This is a genomic window from Prolixibacter denitrificans (assembly GCF_003014495.1).
Taxonomy (GTDB): domain Bacteria; phylum Bacteroidota; class Bacteroidia; order Bacteroidales; family Prolixibacteraceae; genus Prolixibacter; species Prolixibacter denitrificans.
Genome location: NZ_PYGC01000011.1, coordinates 97,753 through 116,055 on the forward strand (window position 1 = coordinate 97,753; position 18,303 = coordinate 116,055).

The 18,303-nt window shown below is 45.1% G+C and carries 13 protein-coding genes; 9 read left to right on the plus strand and 4 right to left on the minus strand.

Annotation, left to right across the window (positions count from 1 at the left end):
- The first annotated feature begins 100 nt into the window (after positions 1 to 100).
- The 7 genes from CLV93_RS17020 (at position 101) to CLV93_RS17050 (ending at position 13,181) form a co-directional block, all read left to right on the plus strand.
- A complete protein-coding gene (locus CLV93_RS17020; protein ID WP_106543421.1) occupies positions 101 to 670 on the plus strand; it encodes an RNA polymerase sigma-70 factor in 570 nt (189 codons plus the stop codon).
- Between the two features lie 163 nt (positions 671 to 833).
- Positions 834 to 1,832, plus strand: coding sequence for a FecR family protein (locus tag CLV93_RS17025; RefSeq protein WP_106543422.1), 999 nt, complete (start codon positions 834 to 836; stop codon positions 1,830 to 1,832).
- 233 nt (positions 1,833 to 2,065) lie between these two features.
- Positions 2,066 to 5,389 (plus strand): TonB-dependent receptor, encoded by a 3,324-nt coding sequence (locus tag CLV93_RS17030; protein WP_211297888.1) that lies wholly within the window; start codon positions 2,066 to 2,068, stop codon positions 5,387 to 5,389.
- Positions 5,390 to 5,413: 24 nt separating this feature from the next.
- Complete coding sequence (locus CLV93_RS17035; RefSeq protein WP_106543424.1) at positions 5,414 to 6,979, plus strand: RagB/SusD family nutrient uptake outer membrane protein; 1,566 nt, start codon at positions 5,414 to 5,416, stop codon at positions 6,977 to 6,979.
- 273 nt (positions 6,980 to 7,252) lie between these two features.
- Positions 7,253 to 9,571, plus strand: a complete 2,319-nt coding sequence (locus CLV93_RS17040) for a GH92 family glycosyl hydrolase (protein ID WP_211297889.1) — start codon at positions 7,253 to 7,255, stop codon at positions 9,569 to 9,571.
- A gap of 10 nt (positions 9,572 to 9,581) precedes the next feature.
- Positions 9,582 to 11,825, plus strand: a complete 2,244-nt coding sequence (locus CLV93_RS17045) for a GH92 family glycosyl hydrolase (protein WP_246187234.1) — start codon at positions 9,582 to 9,584, stop codon at positions 11,823 to 11,825.
- A gap of 207 nt (positions 11,826 to 12,032) precedes the next feature.
- Positions 12,033 to 13,181, plus strand: coding sequence for a lactonase family protein (locus CLV93_RS17050; RefSeq protein ID WP_106543426.1), 1,149 nt, complete (start codon positions 12,033 to 12,035; stop codon positions 13,179 to 13,181).
- Positions 13,182 to 13,353: 172 nt separating this feature from the next.
- Here CLV93_RS17050 and CLV93_RS17055 read toward each other — a convergent pair whose 3' ends face one another.
- The gene (locus CLV93_RS17055) at positions 13,354 to 13,656 is read right to left on the minus strand and encodes an RNA-binding regulator (RefSeq protein ID WP_106543427.1); all 303 of its coding nucleotides are present in this window, start codon (positions 13,654 to 13,656) and stop codon (positions 13,354 to 13,356) included.
- Positions 13,657 to 13,969: 313 nt separating this feature from the next.
- Between CLV93_RS17055 and tal the strand changes: the two genes are divergently transcribed.
- Entirely contained in the window at positions 13,970 to 14,926 is a 957-nt protein-coding gene (gene tal / locus CLV93_RS17060) for a transaldolase (RefSeq protein WP_106543428.1), read from the plus strand.
- 188 nt (positions 14,927 to 15,114) lie between these two features.
- On the opposite strand, the gene CLV93_RS17065 is transcribed toward tal, so the two are convergent.
- The 3 genes from CLV93_RS17065 to CLV93_RS17075 form a co-directional block, all read right to left on the minus strand.
- Entirely contained in the window at positions 15,115 to 15,543 is a 429-nt protein-coding gene (locus CLV93_RS17065; protein ID WP_106543429.1) for a sll1863 family stress response protein, read from the minus strand.
- A gap of 247 nt (positions 15,544 to 15,790) precedes the next feature.
- A complete protein-coding gene (locus CLV93_RS17070; protein ID WP_211297890.1) occupies positions 15,791 to 15,985 on the minus strand; it encodes a CsbD family protein in 195 nt (64 codons plus the stop codon).
- 142 nt (positions 15,986 to 16,127) lie between these two features.
- A complete protein-coding gene (locus CLV93_RS17075; protein WP_106543431.1) occupies positions 16,128 to 16,742 on the minus strand; it encodes a class I SAM-dependent methyltransferase in 615 nt (204 codons plus the stop codon).
- A gap of 132 nt (positions 16,743 to 16,874) precedes the next feature.
- Between CLV93_RS17075 and fumC the strand changes: the two genes are divergently transcribed.
- Complete coding sequence (gene fumC / locus CLV93_RS17080) at positions 16,875 to 18,272, plus strand: class II fumarate hydratase (RefSeq protein ID WP_106543432.1); 1,398 nt, start codon at positions 16,875 to 16,877, stop codon at positions 18,270 to 18,272.
- The last annotated feature ends 31 nt before the right edge of the window (positions 18,273 to 18,303 follow it).

Consider the following 18,303-nt stretch of genomic DNA (forward strand, 5'->3'; position numbering starts at 1 on the left):
TGATATTTGATATTAAATCTTATTTGAAATTTTGCAATAATTGTTAAGTTTACTCGCCATGATTTAACGTCATCGGATAACTGGACTTATTAACCGGGAAATGGCGGGGGAACTAAAAAACATTAGCAACGAAGAGTTTCGGTCAATTTTTGACCAGTACTATCCTATGCTTTTTCACCTGGGGAAAGAATATCTTCAGGATGAAGATGAAGCTAAGGAGGTTGCTCAAAATGCCTTTGTGAAACTCTGGGAGATTCGTGAGTCCCTTTCGAATGAATCGAATATTCGTAATTTCCTCTACACCATTGCCAAGAATAACTGCCTGAACTGTTTAAAGCGGAGAGAAGTGCTGGCTGTGCATCATGACCGGATGAAATATTTGGAGATGCATTTCAATTATGAGGCACTCAACCGGATGGATCATCAATACCTGGAATTTTCCGAATTAAAGGAAAAGATTGAAGAGGCAATTTCCGGCCTTTCGGAAAATTGTCGCCGCGTATTTTACATGAGCCGGTTTGAGGATAAATCGAATAAAGAAATCGCTGCCAGTCTTAATGTTACAGTGAAAACCGTGGAGGCGCACATGACAAAAGCGTTGAAACATCTCCGAAAAGAACTGAAAGATTACCTTCCTGTTTTATTGGTGATTACCAATTTCCTGAATTAAATCTGAGAAAAAAATTGAAATCGCGGTTAGGGTTGTCCTTTGCTTGATTGTTTAATAGTTAAAGAATGTGAAAATATTTGCTTTCGCATAAGGATTCATCAGAAGCAGTGCGAGAATAGAGGCTCAGAAAAGTTGTTGTATTGAAAGAAAATAGAAGGAATTGATGTCAGACGAATTATTATCAAAAATTTTGTCGGGAACGGCAAGCGAGGAGGAGAAAAGAGCCTATTACGAAGAGGTGGCCACTGATGAATCCTTTCAGGAGGAATTTTATCAGACCAAAAGTTTGTGGGTGAGAGCAACTGCCGGCAGAAAAGAGACAAAGCTAAACCTGGATGAGGAATACAGAAATCTGAAGGAGAAGGTTAGCGGAATGAAAAAAACCGGAATCCGGAGTCTGACCCGCATTTGGATTGGACGCGCAGCGATGATTGCGGTGCTGCTCTCCGTTGGATGGTTGGCTCACCAGTTGTGGTCGCCTGGAAAGCAGCCGGTGGATTTTACCCAGCAGTTTGCTTCGTCGATTGGCAGCATTTCGCAGATGACTTTGCCGGATGGAACACAAATCTGGCTGAATTCGGGCAGTAAAGTTGTTTATCACGAGACTTCGAAAGAGAGAAATGTTCAACTTGTGGGGGAGGCCTGTTTTGACGTAGCGCATGACGAAGAGCATCCGTTTTCGGTTCAGACAGAAAACATGGTAGTCCGTGACTTAGGTACGCGTTTTAACGTTCGGGCCTATCCGAGTGATGAGGTTACCGAAACAACGCTTATCGAAGGAAGTGCTGAGATTCTTTCAGGTAATAATTTGAAGCGAATCTGTGAGTTGAAGCCAGGAGAACTGGCTGTATATGACAAGGCAAAGAAGCGGATGTCAATACAGGAGATTGACCCGTCGACCATCGTTGCCTGGATGGACGGTAAGTTTGTCTTCCGGAATGAAAAGCTGGCAGATATCTGCGACGAGCTGGAGAAATGGTACGGTGTCCGTTTCCGCTTTGCTGACGATGTGATTAAAGATTACCGGTATACGGCGAACATCAAGCGAACGACTTCAATTTCGTATGTTCTGAAAATGCTAAATATCACAACTCATTTGCATTACAGTATTCAGGAGAATAAAATGGAACCTGACATTATTACGATATCAACAGAAAAGTAACTAAACAAGAATATTAAACGATTGCCTATGCACTAACTATCAACTAAATCAACAAAAAACCGGGAGGGTGGCGCCCTTCCCGGTTCATGTGAATTTAATATCCCGAGCAGTCTCTATATCAGAGAATCGCAAATAAGACTGCTCTATTGTAAACCAAACAGTTCAAATCTATGAAGAATTTTCGAAGATTCCCGGGCAATTTATGCCCCGGGCTAAAAAAATTGTACCTAACCATGAAACTAACTGGATTCCTGTTGCTTCTTTCCGCTATGACCTTGTCGGCAAAGACCTACTCACAGGCAGTGCGCTTAAATCTCCAGGTTGAAAATGCCAACATCGTTCAGGTTTTCGACCAAATAGAGAAGATTTCTGAATTTGGCTTTTTCTTTAAGTCCGATCAGATGGACTTGACGAAGCGGTATAGTCTTTCGATAGAAGATGCCAGCATTGACCAGATTCTTTCCCAGGTACTGGATTTGTCGAAATACAAATATCAAATCGTTGACCGGAATATTGTGATTTCCAAAAGAGCTATAGAAACAGCACAGAGCGGACAACAAGATAAACACAATGTTAATGGTACGGTAACGGATGAAGATGGAGTCCCGCTTCCGGGAGTAACCATTGTCGTTAAAGGAACGACTTCCGGTACGATTACCGATACGAACGGACACTATACGATATCTAATGTTGGTGATTCTGATGTGCTGGTATTCTCTTTTATCGGAATGGTGGCGCAGGACGTTGCAGTGCAATCGCGTGAAACCATCGACGTTACCATGATGCGCGAGACTTATGGAATTCAGGAAGTGGTAGCCATTGGATATGGTACCATGCGTAAGCAGGATGTAACCGGTTCCATTTCCCAGGCAAAAGGCGAGGAGTTGGTGCAAGACCAAAGTTTTAGTGCACTGGATAATTTGAGAGGAAAAGTTTCCGGTGTTAATATTTTCTCGAACTCAGGACAGCCCGGAGCTTATCAGAGCCGTGTTGTTATCAGGGGACTGTCTACCATCGATGCTTCGTCGGCTCCTTTGTATGTGGTTGATGGCGTTGTGATGGAGGATTTTGGATTGATCAACCCGAATGATATCGAGAGTATTGAAGTGTTGAAAGATGCTTCCTCAGCGGCTATTTACGGAGCCCGTGGTGCCAACGGTGTTATTCTCGTGACAACGAAACGTGGAAAAGAGCATGGCAAGGGTACCACTGTAAGCTATCAGGGATCTGCCAGCGTTAGTACCATGGCTCGTTATATGGATGTGCTGAATGCTCAGGAGTGGACCGACGCTTTCATGATTGGTCTTGAAAATGAGAACAAATACATGGATTACAATTGGTCGTTGGACAGAACTGATTGGTTTACCGACCCGAATTACTTCGATGCCCAGGGAAATCCTTTGTATGATACCAACTGGCAGAAAGAAGCCACCCGGACCGCTTTTTCTCAAAATCATCAGTTGAATATTCAGCAAGCCGGAGAAAATTCTTCAGCAGGAGCTTTCCTGAATTATACTGATCAACAAGGTATCGTTAACAATACCTTTAGTAAACGTATCAATGCGAAACTGGCATTCGACGGTGATCCGACGAAATGGTTGTCTACTTCCCTTAATCTTTCAGTCAATCACACTTGGGGACGCTATACTCCGGAAACAGGTGGTGGACAGGAAGCCCGTCGTACGATGATTGAAATGTTGCCCTGGTTACCTCTGCGCGATGCAAACGGTAATTATACTACATCTGCCAGCTCATCGATGTCCGATACATTTGGATTCGAAGGAATGTCGAATCCTGTGATGATCCTGGATTTACAGAAGCGGATGAGGTACAATACGCAGATTTTCGGAAATACGGCCTTAACCTTCCATTTGCTGGACGGTCTTGATCTGAAAACTCAGTTTGGTATCGACAGCCACAATATAACCAGCAAAGGATATTCTTCTGTATCGCTGAACAACATATCTATGCCGAATGGTTGGGCTTATATTGACCATGGAAATATATTTTACTGGCAGGAAGAAACGTATTTGACCTACCAGAAAGTATTGGGCGTGCACCGTCTGAATGCGATGGCCGGCCTTTCCTGGCAAGAGCGTACTTATAACTATAATAATTCGTACACCGAAGGATTTAGTGATGACTTCTTTGAGTGGTACAATATGGGGGCCGGTACGACGCCTTCAGCTCCTACATCCGGCTACGATAAGTGGGCAATGAACTCCTACTTTCTGCGCTTTGCTTATACCTATAACGATAAGTATTCGGCTACGGTGACCGGTCGTTATGATGGTTCTTCCAAATTCGGAAAGAACAACAAATACGCGTTCTTTCCATCGGCAGGTTTAGCATGGATTGTATCGCAGGAAGACTTTCTGAAGGACAATGCAACCATCAGTACCCTGAAGCTCCATACCAGCTATGGATTGACGGGTAACTCTGAAATTTCTCCGTATCGTTCGCTGGCATCGGTCAGTTCGGGAACAAATTTGCTGGATGGTTCAAGAGCTCCTTATTCCTATATCAGTTCGATGGCGAACCCGGATTTGAAATGGGAAAAAACAGCACAATGGGACATGGGCTTCAATTTAGGCTTGTTCCGGAATAAGCTGAATTTCGATATTTCTTACTATCACAAGAAGACTACCGATTTGTTGCTGAATACTCCGTTGCCAACGTCTTCGGGTTTTGGTTCGATATACAAAAATATCGGGTCGGTACAAAACCAGGGACTTGATATCATGGTCGATGCAACGCCAGTTCGTACCAACGATTTCCAATGGAATGCTACACTAAACCTGAACTACAATAAAAACAAGATTCTTCACCTGGGAGAAAATGATGAAGATATCGAGATGAACTATTGGGTTGGTGGTTCCGAAAGTATTTTGCGGGTTGGTGAGAACCTGAGTAGCTTCTACGGGTATCGTCGCTTAGGTGTTTACACCATTGAAGATTACGAAGCAGGCAACTGCGAAAAGAGCCAGATCGGTCGCGCCAAGCGGACGAATGAGAAGGAAATCATCGGTAAAGGAATGCCAGATTGGGCCGGTAGTTTCATTAATACTTTCCGGTACAAGAATATTGATTTGACTGTAGACCTGCAATTTGTATGGGGAGTAGAAACATTGCAGCAATTCTACCACTCTACATACGACCGTTTTGGTATCACCAACGGTTTGTCGAATATCTTGTACGATGCGTATGACGGAACCAATCCCAATACCATGGAACAAGCGATTTACCTGACGAATTCCGGTCACGCCGGACAGAATACAACGGTAGATTCCGGTTGGATTGCCGATGGTTCCTATTTGAGAGGAAACCTGATTCAGCTGGGTTATACCTTCTCTGACAAGCAATGCAAGGCCATTGGTATTTCGAAACTACGTTTATATGCGAATGTGAATAACGCATTCCTGATCTGCTCCAGTAAGTACAATGGGTACGATCCGGAGTCGACTTCTCAGGGCAGTGCCAAGTTCGGTCAGAACATGACCTTCTTTGCCTATCCGAGGGCCAGAACATGGACACTGGGACTAAACGTAACATTCTAATTTAAATCCAAAATGAAGACTACTATGAAAAAGATATTAATATGTTTATCAGTGAGCCTTCTGTTTATGACCTCGTGTAATGACTTTCTGGATGAAAGTCCCAAGTCAGCGCTGACGGAGGTTGATTACTATAAAACAGAAGCTCAGGCAACGGCAAACGTAAATTACTTATACCGAAACGGGGCGCCAAGACGCATATCTTATGCTTCCAGTGCCTATATCGGCCCCAAAGCTTCCATCACCGGAATGTTGACAGGTTATTTCAGTAACAGCTACGAAGGACAGGAAGTGGTGTGTAAGTATTCCCGTCTGTTGACCCGTCAGCAACATACGAATGAGATATCCGATACTTCGGATGATATTTGGGACAACTGTTATAATGCCATTAACGTGGCGAATAATGCGATAGCGAGTATTCCCAATATTACCATGGATTCAGGAACCGCAGCTCAGTTGACAGCAGAAGCCATGTTTTTCCGGGCATTTAATTATTTCTACCTGGTGAAAACATTTGGCGACGTTCCGCTGCTGTTAGAACCTTCCAATCTGGAGAATCTTTATCCCGAAAGGACAGCATCTGCGCAGGTTTATACGCAGATCGAATCGGATTTGAAAGCTGCTGTTGATGCTCTGCCGGCAAAAACTTTTGCGGCTAACGGACATCGGATTACGAAGTATGTCGCTGCCATGGTTCTTGCCGATGTGTATTTCCATCAGGGAGATTATGCTAATGCGAAGACTTATTCGAAAATGGTTATCGATTCGCCTCATTCGCTTACCGCGAATACTGACATGTCGGGAAGCAGCGCATTCAATCAACTGCGCTCCACCGATGATTTGGATGAGGTGATTTATGCCCAGGAGTATGATGAAAGTATCAGCAATAGCAGCTGGTGGCCAACTTATGCCTTTTCATCTTCGGCGACCGCTGTATTCGGAACTTATTCGATTTTTGAGCGGGTTTATGGTCCGATTGATCAGTTCCTGAATGTTTATCCGACCGATGATCTGCGTATTCAACCCAACCAGTTCTTCCATTGGAATTATACCAACCCGAATAACGGTAAAACCTGGACAGCTCCCGACGGACAAGCAGGCTGCTGGTATTATTATGATGAAAATGCTGTGTTGAATACTGGAAAAGGAACGAAGGATTGGAACTTTTACCGTTTAGCAGAAGCTTATCTCGACTACGCCGAATCAATTGCCCAGACGGACGGTGTAACAGACGAGGCTGCTACCTATCTTGCTAAAATACAAGTACGCGCTAACATGAACGGTGAAACTGAAGATCAGATCAAAGCCGGTTTACTTGCCTTGTCGAAGCAGGAGTTCATCGAAACTTGCTGGACAGAAAGAATCCGTGAATTCCCGTTGGAATTCAAAATATGGGATGACTGTGTCCGTACGATGAAGTTCCCGGTTATCTCAGCAACCAATCCTGGAGAGGTAACTTACGTTAACCTGATTGGCGCACAGAATGCAGCAGGAGCCACGTTTAAAGAAACCGACCTGGTATTCCCGATTTCCTTGAACGAATTGCAGCGTAATCCGAATTTGACCCAGAATGCAGGTTATGCAAGTAAATAATTGAATACAGTAAGTAGAAAGAGGATCATACCCCGTTTTAGGGGATGGTCCTCTTATACTGAAGTTGTGTGCGTTATTATTTCTTTTCTACCCATTCTTTGATATCCTTGCCGGGAACAGTGAGGAATAAAAGCTGTATCTCATCTGAAGTATTTACGTATCAGGAGACAGGCGACTTGAAACATGCAGTTTCAGTGGATTGCCGGGAATAATCTGCATACCTAAAACCTCTCTATGATTAATAAACAGTTCATGAAACACTCTCCTATGTACATGAGAAAAATCCATTTATTTCTATCGATTGGAATTTTGCTTTTTATCGGGCAGGGATTGAGCTTTGCATCCGTTCCACCAACATCAACAAAAAAATATACGCAGTATGTCAATCCATTTATTGGAACTGGCTCTGTTGATAGCTTAAGCCTATCGGGAAGTAATTTTCCGGGCGCCTGCGCTCCTTTCGGATTGGTGCAGCTTAGTCCCGATACCCGCGAATATCCCGACGACCCTTGCAGCGGCTACGATTATAACGACAAAACCATTGTTGGTTTTAGCCATACGCATTTGAGTGGAACTGGTTGTCCCGATCTTTACGACTTTTTGTTCATGCCATACCAGGGGGACATTCAATGGCAATGCGGGAGCGATGACGGTAAGACAAAAGGATTTCGTTCGGCCTTCCGGCACGAAACCGAAAAAGCATATCCCGGTTATTACAGCGTCGTATTGGACGATTACAATATTAAGGCAGAACTCGCGGCTACCGAGCATTGCGGAATGCACCGCTACACTTTCTCGAATACCGATCCGGTTCACCTGATGATTGACCTCGATCATTCGTTGGTTCGGAATAGTCCGTATCGCTATTGCAAAATTATCGAAGCCCAGGCCCGCGTGGTCGATTCGAAAACCATCGAAGGATACCGTATTATTTCAGGCTGGGCTCCGCTTCGGAAAGTGTATTTCCGGGCTGAATTTTCCCGTCCGTTCGATTCGCACGCTTTTAAAGCCGGAAGGAATATCTTTGAGAATATTCCGGTAGCCAATAATTCCAACTTGAAGTTGGTTTTGAATTTTGATAAAGACAATTCGCAACCGTTATCGGTCAAGGTGGGACTTTCGTCGGTATCAGCCGAAGGAGCCCGCGAGAATCTGAAGGCAGAGATAAAAGATTTCAATTTTGATGGGATTGTTGAGCAAACCAACGAAACCTGGAATAAGGAACTTTCCTGCGTTGATGTGGAAGGAACTCCCAAACAGAAACGTATTTTCTATACAGGGTTGTACCATTTGTTCATTCAGCCCAACAACATTGCCGACGTTTCGGGTGATTACCTGGCAACAGACAATAGTATCCGGCATGCGCCTGATGGCAAACACTACAGCACCTTTTCGCTGTGGGATACCTATCGGGCCGCGCATCCGTTTTATACCATCGTTCAGCAGAAACGGACTGCAGCTTTTATTAATTCGATGCTGCGCCAGTACGAAACGTATGGCTATTTGCCCATCTGGCAATTATGGGGGCAAGAGAATTACTGCATGATTGGTAACCACGCTATTCCGGTTATCGTCGATGCCTTCTTCAAGGAAATTCCGGGAGTTGATTACCAGAAAGCTTATGAAGCTGTGAAGGCATCGTCGACGACCTCGCACAGGAATTCGCCGTTCAACATACTGGATAAGTATGGTTATTTCCCTGAAGATTTGCAGACCCAATCCGTTTCGCTGACACTCGAAATCGCTTACGATGACTGGTGCGTGGCGCAGATGGCAAAGAAACTCGGACATGAAAAAGACTATCAGTTTTTCCTGAATCGCTCCCATGATTATAAAAACCTGTTCGATAAATCCATCGGATTCTTCCGGGCAAAAGACAGCAAAGGCAACTGGATTGAACCATTTAATCCGCTGAAATATGGAGGCAATGGAGGTTTCCCATTCACCGAAGGAAATGCCTGGCAGTATTTGTGGTATGTTCCCCAGGATGTCTATTCGTTTATCGATATGATGGGAGGTGATAAGAAGTTTGTTGACAAGCTCGATACCTTCTTTACCCTCAATGCCAAGCCTGGAGATGTTAACGGAAATGCGTCAGGTTTTATTGGCCAGTATGCACACGGAAATGAACCAAGTCACCACATTGTCTACTTATACGACTTTGCCGGTGAACCATGGAAAGCTCAATTTTACAGCGCCAAAATTCAGAACGAATTGTACACCGACCGGCAATCGGGTTATTCTGGTAACGAGGATTGTGGTCAGATGTCGGCCTGGTACCTGTTTAGTTCGATGGGTTTTTATCCGGTCAATCCGGCCAACAGCGTTTTCTGTTTCGGTTCGCCACAACTGGCTAAAGCCACTATCAATCTGGCTAGCGGGAAGCAATTTACGGTGACTACAAAAAATGCAGGAGGACAGAACATTTATATCCAGTCTGTCCGGTTGAACGGAAAACCGTATACGCATTCCTATATTACTTATCAGGATATCATCTCCGGTGGTCAACTCGAATTTGTGATGGGGAAACGGCCGAATAAAAAATTTGGAACGGCCCCGAAAGACCGCCCTGTTTCTGTTTTAAGCTACTAAAATGAGTGTGATGAAAATATTGAAAGGCTGGCTTATTGGAATTTTTGTTTTAATGGCTGGATGTGTTGCTCAGGTTCAGGAACAGGGATCTGCAGTCAAATCGCCGGTTGATTATGTCAATCCGTACATGGGAAACATCAGTCATTTGCTGGTACCCACATATCCTACCATACACTTGCCCAATAGCTTGTTGCGTGTTTATCCTGAGAGGGCCGATTATACGAGTGTCCGGCTCCACGGTTTGCCACTCGAAGTAACGAGTCATCGTGGTGTTTCGGCGTTTAATCTGAGCCCTTTTCAGGAAAACCCGAAGGATGTAAAGCCGGTTATTTCCTTTTCATACGATCAGGAGAAGATTACACCTTATTCCTATTCGGTTTATCTCGATGAAGCACAAATCGATGTTGATTTTGCTGTGTCGCATCAATCGGCCATGTATGCTTTGAAGTTTGAACAACAGGAAGCGCCTGGAATAATTTTGAATTCGCTCAACGGCGGAATGAAATGGGACGGGAAAGCCATTTCCGGCTGGCAGCTGATTGGAAACGATACGCGCGTTTTTCTGTATCTCGTTCCGAATGAAAAGCCGGAAAACGTTTCGGTTCTGAAGGATGGCAAAATGCTTACTGCTTCCGACGCCTTGGGGAAAAATGCCTGTTTGGTATTGAACTTCCCGAAAGGCAAAACAGAATTGCAGGTGCACTATGGTATTTCGTTTATCAGTGCCGAACAGGCCGAGAAGAACTTGAAGCGCGAGGTCGCCGGGAAAACTGTAGCCGAAATTCAGGCGGAAGGACGAAAAATTTGGAATGAAGCGCTTGGCAAAATTGAAGTTCAGGGTGGAACGGAAAATGAGAGGACTGTTTTCTACACATCGCTCTACCGTTGTTACGAACGTCCCGTTTGTATTTCGGAAGACGGACGTTATTACAGCGCGTTCGATCACCGGGTGCATTCGGATAACGGACGGCCGTTTTATACTGATGACTGGATTTGGGATTCGTACCGGGCGTTGCACCCATTGCGGATTCTGGTCAATCCCGAAAGGGAAAATGATATTCTGCATTCATTTGTATTGATGGCCGAACAAATGCCACACATGTGGATGCCGACTTTCCCCGAAATTACCGGTGATAGCCGCCGCATGAATTCCAATCATGGTGTTGCATCAGTTTTGGACGCTTACCGGAAAGGGCTGCATGGTTTTGATTTGGAAAAGGCCTTCGAAGCGTGTAAAAAAGGAATTACAGAGAAAACGTTGGCGCCGTGGTCCGGGAAGCCGGCGGGTGCATTATCGGCTTTTTATCAGAAGCATGGTTACATTCCCGCGCTGAAGCCGGGCGAAAAAGAGATGATTCCGGAAGTAAATTCGTTCGAGCGCCGGCAAGCTGTAGCAGTTACGTTGGGGACGGCTTATGACGAATGGTGTTTGTCGCAACTGGCCGATACGCTGGGGAAGGAAGCTGACGCTACTCGCTTTCTGAAAGCTTCGTTCAACTACAGGAATCTGTACAATCCTGAAACGCAGTTTTTCCATCCGAAAGATGCTGAAGGGAAGTTCATCGAACCATTTGATTATCGCTTTTCAGGCGGTGTTGGAGTTCGCGATTATTATGACGAAAACAACGGCTGGACGTATCGTTGGGATGTTCAACATAATATTCCTGATTTGATTCACCTGATGGGCGGGAAAAAGGCGTTTGCTCAAAACCTTGACGCTTTGTTTACCACGCCTATGGGCAGAGGAAAACGGGAATTCTATACGCAGCTGCCCGACCAAACCGGAAATGTGGGACAGTTTACCATGGCCAACGAGCCATCGCTCCATATTCCCTACCTGTACAATTATGCCGGACAGCCCTGGAAAACGCAAAAATTGGTTCGTGCTCTTTTGCATGAGTGGTTTCGAAACGATTTGATGGGCGTTCCCGGCGATGAAGACGGCGGTGGTTTATCCTCGTTTGTTGTGTTCTCTTCGATGGGCTTTTATCCGGTTACGCCGGGAAAACCTGTCTACAGCATCGGAAGTCCGCTGTTTACCAATGTGAAAATTCATCTGGCGAACGGAAAAACATTTGAGCTGGAAGCGAAAAATACTTCCGATGAAAACAAATATATCCAGTCGGCAACGCTCAATGGAAAACCATTGGACGAACCCGTTCTAAATCATTCGGATTTAATGAACGGCGCCAAACTGGTACTAGTCATGGGCAACCGGGCTAACCGTAATTGGGGTGCTCACCAAAAGCCATAATTATTTTTCAAGCGAAAGCTTGTCCTAATCACCAAAGCTTGATAAAGGACTGTCTTGACAGGGACAGTCCTTTTCTTTTGAATGTCGAGGGAGTGGCTAGTAACCTGCATTTTTTTTTTTCAACAGTAAGTAATTTCATCCTTATTCAGACTGAATAGAAGCCGGACAAATTCGTTACCTTTAGACGAAATTTTAAATGCTGAATCCATGAAGAAAAATATCTTTCTCTTGTTACTGGCCGGTGTGGCTGCGTTGGCCGGACCAGCAAAGGGCGTGGCTCAGGAAAACTCTAAATCAGGTATGATGTTTTATATCGGAACTTACACTGACGGGAGCGATAGTAAAGGAATTTATCGCTGCGAGCTTGACCCGAAAACGGGACAACTGGAGAACTACGCATTGGCCGGAGTTTCAGTTAATCCATCTTTCGTTACGTTAACACCTGATGGTAATTACCTGCTGGCTGTTCAGGAAAAAAATACGGCAGTCGGAAATACCCAGGGTTATATCGAATCTTTTGCGGTAGATGAAACTACCGGCAATCTGGAAGCTATCAATAAAGAACCCAGCGGCGGTGCGGATCCCTGTTTTGTGAGCGTGAACCCGGAAGGTTTTGCGTTAACAGCTAATTATTCCAGCGGAAGCGTGGGGCTTTTTCAATTGGATGGAGACGGAACGATAAGCAAGGCGCTGGATGTTAGTCAGCACGAAGGGCACGGTCCCAATGTAAACCGTCAGAAAGGACCCCATGCGCACAGTTCGTATTTCGGGCCCGGTGGAAAACGAATCTTCGCTGCCGATTTGGGAACTGACGACGTGTATGTTTACCGCCTCGATGCCGATAAAGGGAAACTGGTGCCATGCAAAACGCCAAAAATTCCGATGGCTCCGGGGGCGGGGCCACGTCACATTGCTTTTGGTCCTAATGGACAAAATATGTACGTGATTAGCGAAATGGGCTGTACGGTTACCCGCGTGGCAATGAAACCGGATGGCACCTTTGCTGTAAAAGAATCGGTTTCTACACTTCCTAAAGGATACGACGGAGAAAATACCTGTGCCGAAATAGCTATTTCGCCTGACGGAAAATACCTTTATGCTTCCAATCGCGGATTAGACAACATCGTTATTTATTCAATTAATCCGGAAAACGGGAAATTGACGGAAAAAGGAACCGAATCGGTGAGAGGAAAGACACCGCGGAATTTTACATTGTCTCCCGATGGTAAATTCCTGTTGGTTGCCAATCAGAACAGCGATAACATTGTGGCATTCCGCCGTAATCCGGAAACAGGAATGCTCACCTATACCAGCGAAACTAATGCGCCAAAACCGGTTTGCCTTCTATTCCGGTAAACCGAAGATAAATAAGATCACAAAAGGCTGAACAATTGAATGTTCAGCCTTTTTGTTTTCTAACCTGTCGTTTTGTTATTAATCAATAAATTTGAATGCGTTCAACGGAAAGTCCATAATGCCCGCATTCGGCGCCAATATAAGGAAAATTGTACTGAATCCAAGCGAAACCTCAGTGACGCGGACGGAAATTACCCCTTTGTTCATAACCTCCGGAACGGCGGGGACGGGCCTTTTTCTCGGTAGCCAGGTTGACAATCACTTTTCGCCCGTTAATCTCAGAGCCATTCAATGATTGGACGGCCTGTTCACCTTCCTCGTCATTAGGCATTTCAATAAAACCAAAGCCTTTGCTACGACCGGAAAACTTGTCCATAATAATCTTCACGGAGTCAACCGCACCATAAGCTTCAAAAACACTTCGTAATTCATCTTCTGTTACATCGTACTGAAGACTGCCAACATAAATATTCATTTCATGGTAGTTTTAGTTAGACGATGTATAAGTTACGGAGTTTTATGCTTCGTATGCCATATTATTAAAAGTTTATGTATAGAATGCAGGAAGATAGAATCAGACGCGATAAAAATCATGCTCATTGCAGAATGAATCAACTAGTTTTAAAACGAGCTGATTGATGGCGTTTTTGTGGGCATTCCGGGTTGCAGGTGGTTTTGAGATCCTGAATTGGGGGGAGAACGAACTCAATGGAGGCTACATCTGTTGTAGATTACAAATGCCGAAGAGCACAAATGAGAGATTGTCGTATTAAAAAAATAGATACCAAATGAATTTACTGGAACAATTAAAAAAAGTAACAACCGTAGTAGCCGATACCGGAGACTTTGAGTCGATGAAGGAATTTAAGCCGCAGGATACAACGACCAATCCGTCGTTGATACTGGCAGCTACCGAAGATTCGAAGTACGATTCACTCATAGAGGATGCCGTGAAATATGCAAAAGAGCATGGCGGTAGCAAGGAAGAACAGTTGACCACCTGCATGGATAAGCTGTCGGTAAATTTTGGCCGGGAAATCCTGAAGATTGTTCCCGGTCGTGTTTCCACGGAAGTGGATGCCCGCTTATCCTTTGACACGGCGGCGACGATTGAGAAAGCCCGCACACTGATTCGTTTGTACGACGAGGTGGGTATTAGCAAAGAAAAGGTGCTGATTAAAATTGCATCGACGTGGGAAGGAATTGAAGCAGCCCGCATATTGGAGCAGGAAGGAATTCATTGTAACCTGACCCTGCTGTTCAGTATGCCGCAGGCCATTGCCTGTGCCGATGCAGGTGTTACGCTGGTTTCTCCTTTTGTGGGAAGGATTTACGACTGGTATAAAAAGGACCGGGGTGTGGATGATATTCCGGTAGAGGAAGATCCCGGTGTAGAGAGTGTGACCGACATTTTTACGTATTTCAAGAAATTTGGGTATCCGACTGAAATCATGGGAGCCAGTTTTCGCAAAGCGGAACAGATTATCGAGTTGGCGGGTTGTGATTTGCTGACTATTTCTCCTAAGTTACTGAAGGAACTGGGAAGCAAAGAAGGAACCCTCGAACGGAAACTTCGACCGGAAGATGCGAAAGATGCCGATATTGAAAAGATAACGCTGGACGAGAAATCTTTCCGCTGGATGCTGAACGAAGATGCGATGGGAACAGAAAAGCTGGCTGAAGGCATCCGGAAGTTTAGTGCCGATATCGTTAAGTTGGAGAAGAAAGTATCTGCCTTACTGTAAAATGTTTCATCAGAAAATATAAATCAACCGGGTGGAAATAACCATCCGGTTTTTTTAGGTGAAAAATCCCTCGCCAAGCCGGTAGGAGAATTTCCATCGATAGACGCGCACTATCATAGAAAAGCCGGAATGAGCTTGGCTACATTCCGGCTAACTGATCGCTTTTTTCGCTGTTTGCGTTTTCTGAATTACTTGTCGTTATCGAAAAATTCCTTGACGCTTTGGTTCAGATTATTCATATCCTGGTTAAACTGTGTCTTGAACTCTTCCCATTGTTCTTTGGTTTGATCGTTCAATTGATCTAAATCCGACTGCAGTTTATCGCGTTGTGTTTCCAGTTTCTTCAAAGCTTCCTCTTTATCTTCGGATAGTTTATCTGATTGGTTGTCCATCTTGGCTTTAAGTTGGTCGATCTTCTGATTGGTCTGATCGAGCAATTCCTGGGCTTTGCTTTTCAAGTCAGCTTTCTTTTGTTCCAGGGTTTGATTCATCGATTGTGTAACATCTTTCATCTCCTGTTTCACATCGTTGTTATCGTCTTTTTTCGGCTTTTGCTTGCAGGCCGATACCGAGCCAATCATCAGGATCAGCAATGCATAAATGGTAATACGTTTCATGTTTTATCCTCCTGTTTTTGATCTTAATCTTAAAAATGGTTGGTAACCTTGCCGGATTAATCAATCACCAGCTACTCCCGTGAGGGAAGTTTCCGGTATAGGTTTCATCACTTATATATACAAGGGGAAATATCAGCCAGAATACGGCTAATTTACCAGGCAGGACGTAGGTGGGATTCCTGCTGTTCCGGTGAGCAAATATAAAAATTTGTATGAAAAACTCCGGATGGGAACCGGAGAAAATGCACTATAAGCCTTCGATCTCTTTCCTGATTTCGGCTGCTATTTCTTCTTTCGTTTTGTTTAATTTCCTTTGCAGGCGACCCAATAGTTCATCTTCTTTGCCTTCCACAAAGGTCAAATCGTCTTCGGTCAAATCGCCATACTTCTGTTTCAGTCTTCCTTTCAATTCGTTCCAGTTTCCTTTAATCTTTAAATCCATAATTTTTATTTTTTGTTGTTATTCGTATATCTTGCTTCTTCTCACTAGGTAGACAAATAACACGGCGAATTGTTTGGTTATTTACCGCTTTTTTGCGGCTAACACCTTCAAAATAAATCAAATCATTAGCTATCCTGGAATTCTAGCCCACCTTTTCGGCAGTCAACGAGAAAAGCGGAAACTTCTGTGAATGACCGTCCCGTTTTCTCTCCAGCTCGTAAAAGATTTCGTAATGCACCGGGTTCATTCCGTGTTCCTTTAACAGCCCCGACAGTTTATCTTTGTCAAAGCCCTTATGTCCGGTAAATCCACTACCGTGAAAACTGCCGTCTTCTTTTACCAAATCACCAATGCACAATTTTCCGCCCGGTTTCAGCAACCGATGGAACACCTGCAAAATATCCGGCAGCGAATCGATGTGGTGCATGGTCATCAAGGTATAAATGGCGTCGAACGGGCCAATATCCGGTGATGTTTCCAGTAAATCGACGTTCAGCGGAAAGAAGTGGGAGAGTTTTTCTTTCGCTATCTTCTCTTTCAACACGTCAATCATGCCTTCCGAACTATCGACCAATACAATGGTGTCGAATGCTTCCTTTAGCTGGTAGCTGAGCAAGCCGGTTCCGGCTCCGAATTCCAGGGCACTCATTTTCGGTTTTGGGTGTATCTGTTCGATGATTGTTTTTGCGAAAGCGGCAGCTCTTTCTGTTTTTATCGGGTCGTCGTCCCAGGTGCGGGCGCGTTCATCAAATGACATGATTCTATTCTTTTTAAATGTTTTTGACAACTGGTTTATTCAACGATTGCCATTCCGGTTTGTTCAGTAAATACAAGTTCATATCTACGAAATTTGCCGGAAAACAAAAGTCCGGTGCAAAATATACAGAAAATGGAAAAGTTCAGAACAGAAACCGATTCAATGGGCGAAATTCAGGTTCCCGCCGAACATTACTGGGGAGCGCAAACCCAACGTTCATTTCAAAATTTTCAAATCGGAACCCAACGTTTTCAGTGGCCTTCACCGATTATCCGGGCGTTGGGGATTGTGAAAAAGGCTGCAGCACAGGCAAATGAGGAACTCGGTGAGTTGCCGTCTGACATTGCCGGTAATATTATGGCTGCCGCCGAAGAGGTGATCACCGGCCGGATGGACAGTGAGTTTCCGTTGGTGGTCTTTCAAACAGGTTCGGGAACGCAATCGAACATGAATGCCAACGAGGTGATTTCCAATCGCGCTATCGAAATGATGGGCGGCGAAAGGGGAAGCAAGAAACCGGTTCATCCCAACGACCATGTCAACCGCAGTCAGTCGTCGAACGACACGTTTCCTACGGCCATGCACATTGCGTTGGTTGAAGAGTTGCACAAGCGTCTTTTTACTTCGGTTGAGTTGCTGCGAAAAACACTGGCTGATAAATCGGACCTGTATCAATCGATTGTGAAAACCGGACGCACGCACTTGCAGGATGCCACGCCGTTAACGGTAGGACAGGAGATGAGCGGCTGGGTAGCCCAGCTCGATTTCGCGATGGAAGGCATTCGCGCTTCGCTTCCCGGATTGTATGATCTGGCTATTGGAGGAACGGCAGTGGGTACCGGATTGAACACCCATCCGCAGTTTGCCATGCGGGCGGTGCATTTTATCTCCGAAATTACGGGGCATCCTTTCCGTAATGCACCCAATAAGTTCTTCGCACTCTCGGCACACGACGCGCTGGTGCAGACTTCGGCAGCACTGCGTACGCTGGCCGGGGCGTTGATGAAAATTGCCAATGATGTGCGCTGGCTGGCTTCCGGCCCCCGTTGTGGTATTGGCGAATACAATATTCCGGCTAACGAGCCCGGTTCATCTATCATGCCCGGTAAGGTGAACCCTACCCAAAGCGAAGCATTGACCATGGTTTGTGCCCAGGTGTTTGGTAACGATGCCACCGTCGCTTTCGCGGGAAGCCAGGGAAACTTCCAGCTCAATGTGTACAAGCCGGTGATGGCGCATAACGTATTGGAGAGTATCACGCTGCTCGCGGATGCCTGTCGGTCGTTCAATGAACATTGCGCGGTGGGAATCGAGCCGAACTTGCCAAGGATTAACGAGAATATCCAAAAGAACCTGATGCTGGTTACGGCACTAAACCGCCACATTGGATACGATAAGGCGGCCCGGATTGCTAAGAAAGCCCACGCGGAAGGGAAGACCTTACGGGAAGCCGCACTGGAATTGAAATACGTATCGGAAGAGGAATTCGACCAGTGGGTCATTCCACTGGAGATGACCCACCCGCATTAATAAGAAAAAAAAGCCTCGTCAGGAAATTCTC

What these genes read in the sequence shown, in the direction of transcription:
- CLV93_RS17020 (WP_106543421.1), top strand. Translation starts at nt 101, where the DNA reads ATGGCGGGGGAACTAAAAAACATTAGCAACGAAGAGTTTCGGTCAATT.
- CLV93_RS17025 (WP_106543422.1), top strand. Translation starts at nt 834, where the DNA reads ATGTCAGACGAATTATTATCAAAAATTTTGTCGGGAACGGCAAGCGAG.
- CLV93_RS17030 (WP_211297888.1), top strand. Translation starts at nt 2,066, where the DNA reads ATGAAACTAACTGGATTCCTGTTGCTTCTTTCCGCTATGACCTTGTCG.
- CLV93_RS17035 (WP_106543424.1), top strand. Translation starts at nt 5,414, where the DNA reads ATGAAAAAGATATTAATATGTTTATCAGTGAGCCTTCTGTTTATGACC.
- CLV93_RS17040 (WP_211297889.1), top strand. Translation starts at nt 7,253, where the DNA reads ATGAGAAAAATCCATTTATTTCTATCGATTGGAATTTTGCTTTTTATC.
- CLV93_RS17045 (WP_246187234.1), top strand. Translation starts at nt 9,582, where the DNA reads ATGAAAATATTGAAAGGCTGGCTTATTGGAATTTTTGTTTTAATGGCT.
- CLV93_RS17050 (WP_106543426.1), top strand. Translation starts at nt 12,033, where the DNA reads ATGAAGAAAAATATCTTTCTCTTGTTACTGGCCGGTGTGGCTGCGTTG.
- CLV93_RS17055 (WP_106543427.1), bottom strand. Translation starts at nt 13,656, where the DNA reads ATGAATATTTATGTTGGCAGTCTTCAGTACGATGTAACAGAAGATGAA.
- tal (WP_106543428.1), top strand. Translation starts at nt 13,970, where the DNA reads ATGAATTTACTGGAACAATTAAAAAAAGTAACAACCGTAGTAGCCGAT.
- CLV93_RS17065 (WP_106543429.1), bottom strand. Translation starts at nt 15,543, where the DNA reads ATGAAACGTATTACCATTTATGCATTGCTGATCCTGATGATTGGCTCG.
- CLV93_RS17070 (WP_211297890.1), bottom strand. Translation starts at nt 15,985, where the DNA reads ATGGATTTAAAGATTAAAGGAAACTGGAACGAATTGAAAGGAAGACTG.
- CLV93_RS17075 (WP_106543431.1), bottom strand. Translation starts at nt 16,742, where the DNA reads ATGTCATTTGATGAACGCGCCCGCACCTGGGACGACGACCCGATAAAA.
- fumC (WP_106543432.1), top strand. Translation starts at nt 16,875, where the DNA reads ATGGAAAAGTTCAGAACAGAAACCGATTCAATGGGCGAAATTCAGGTT.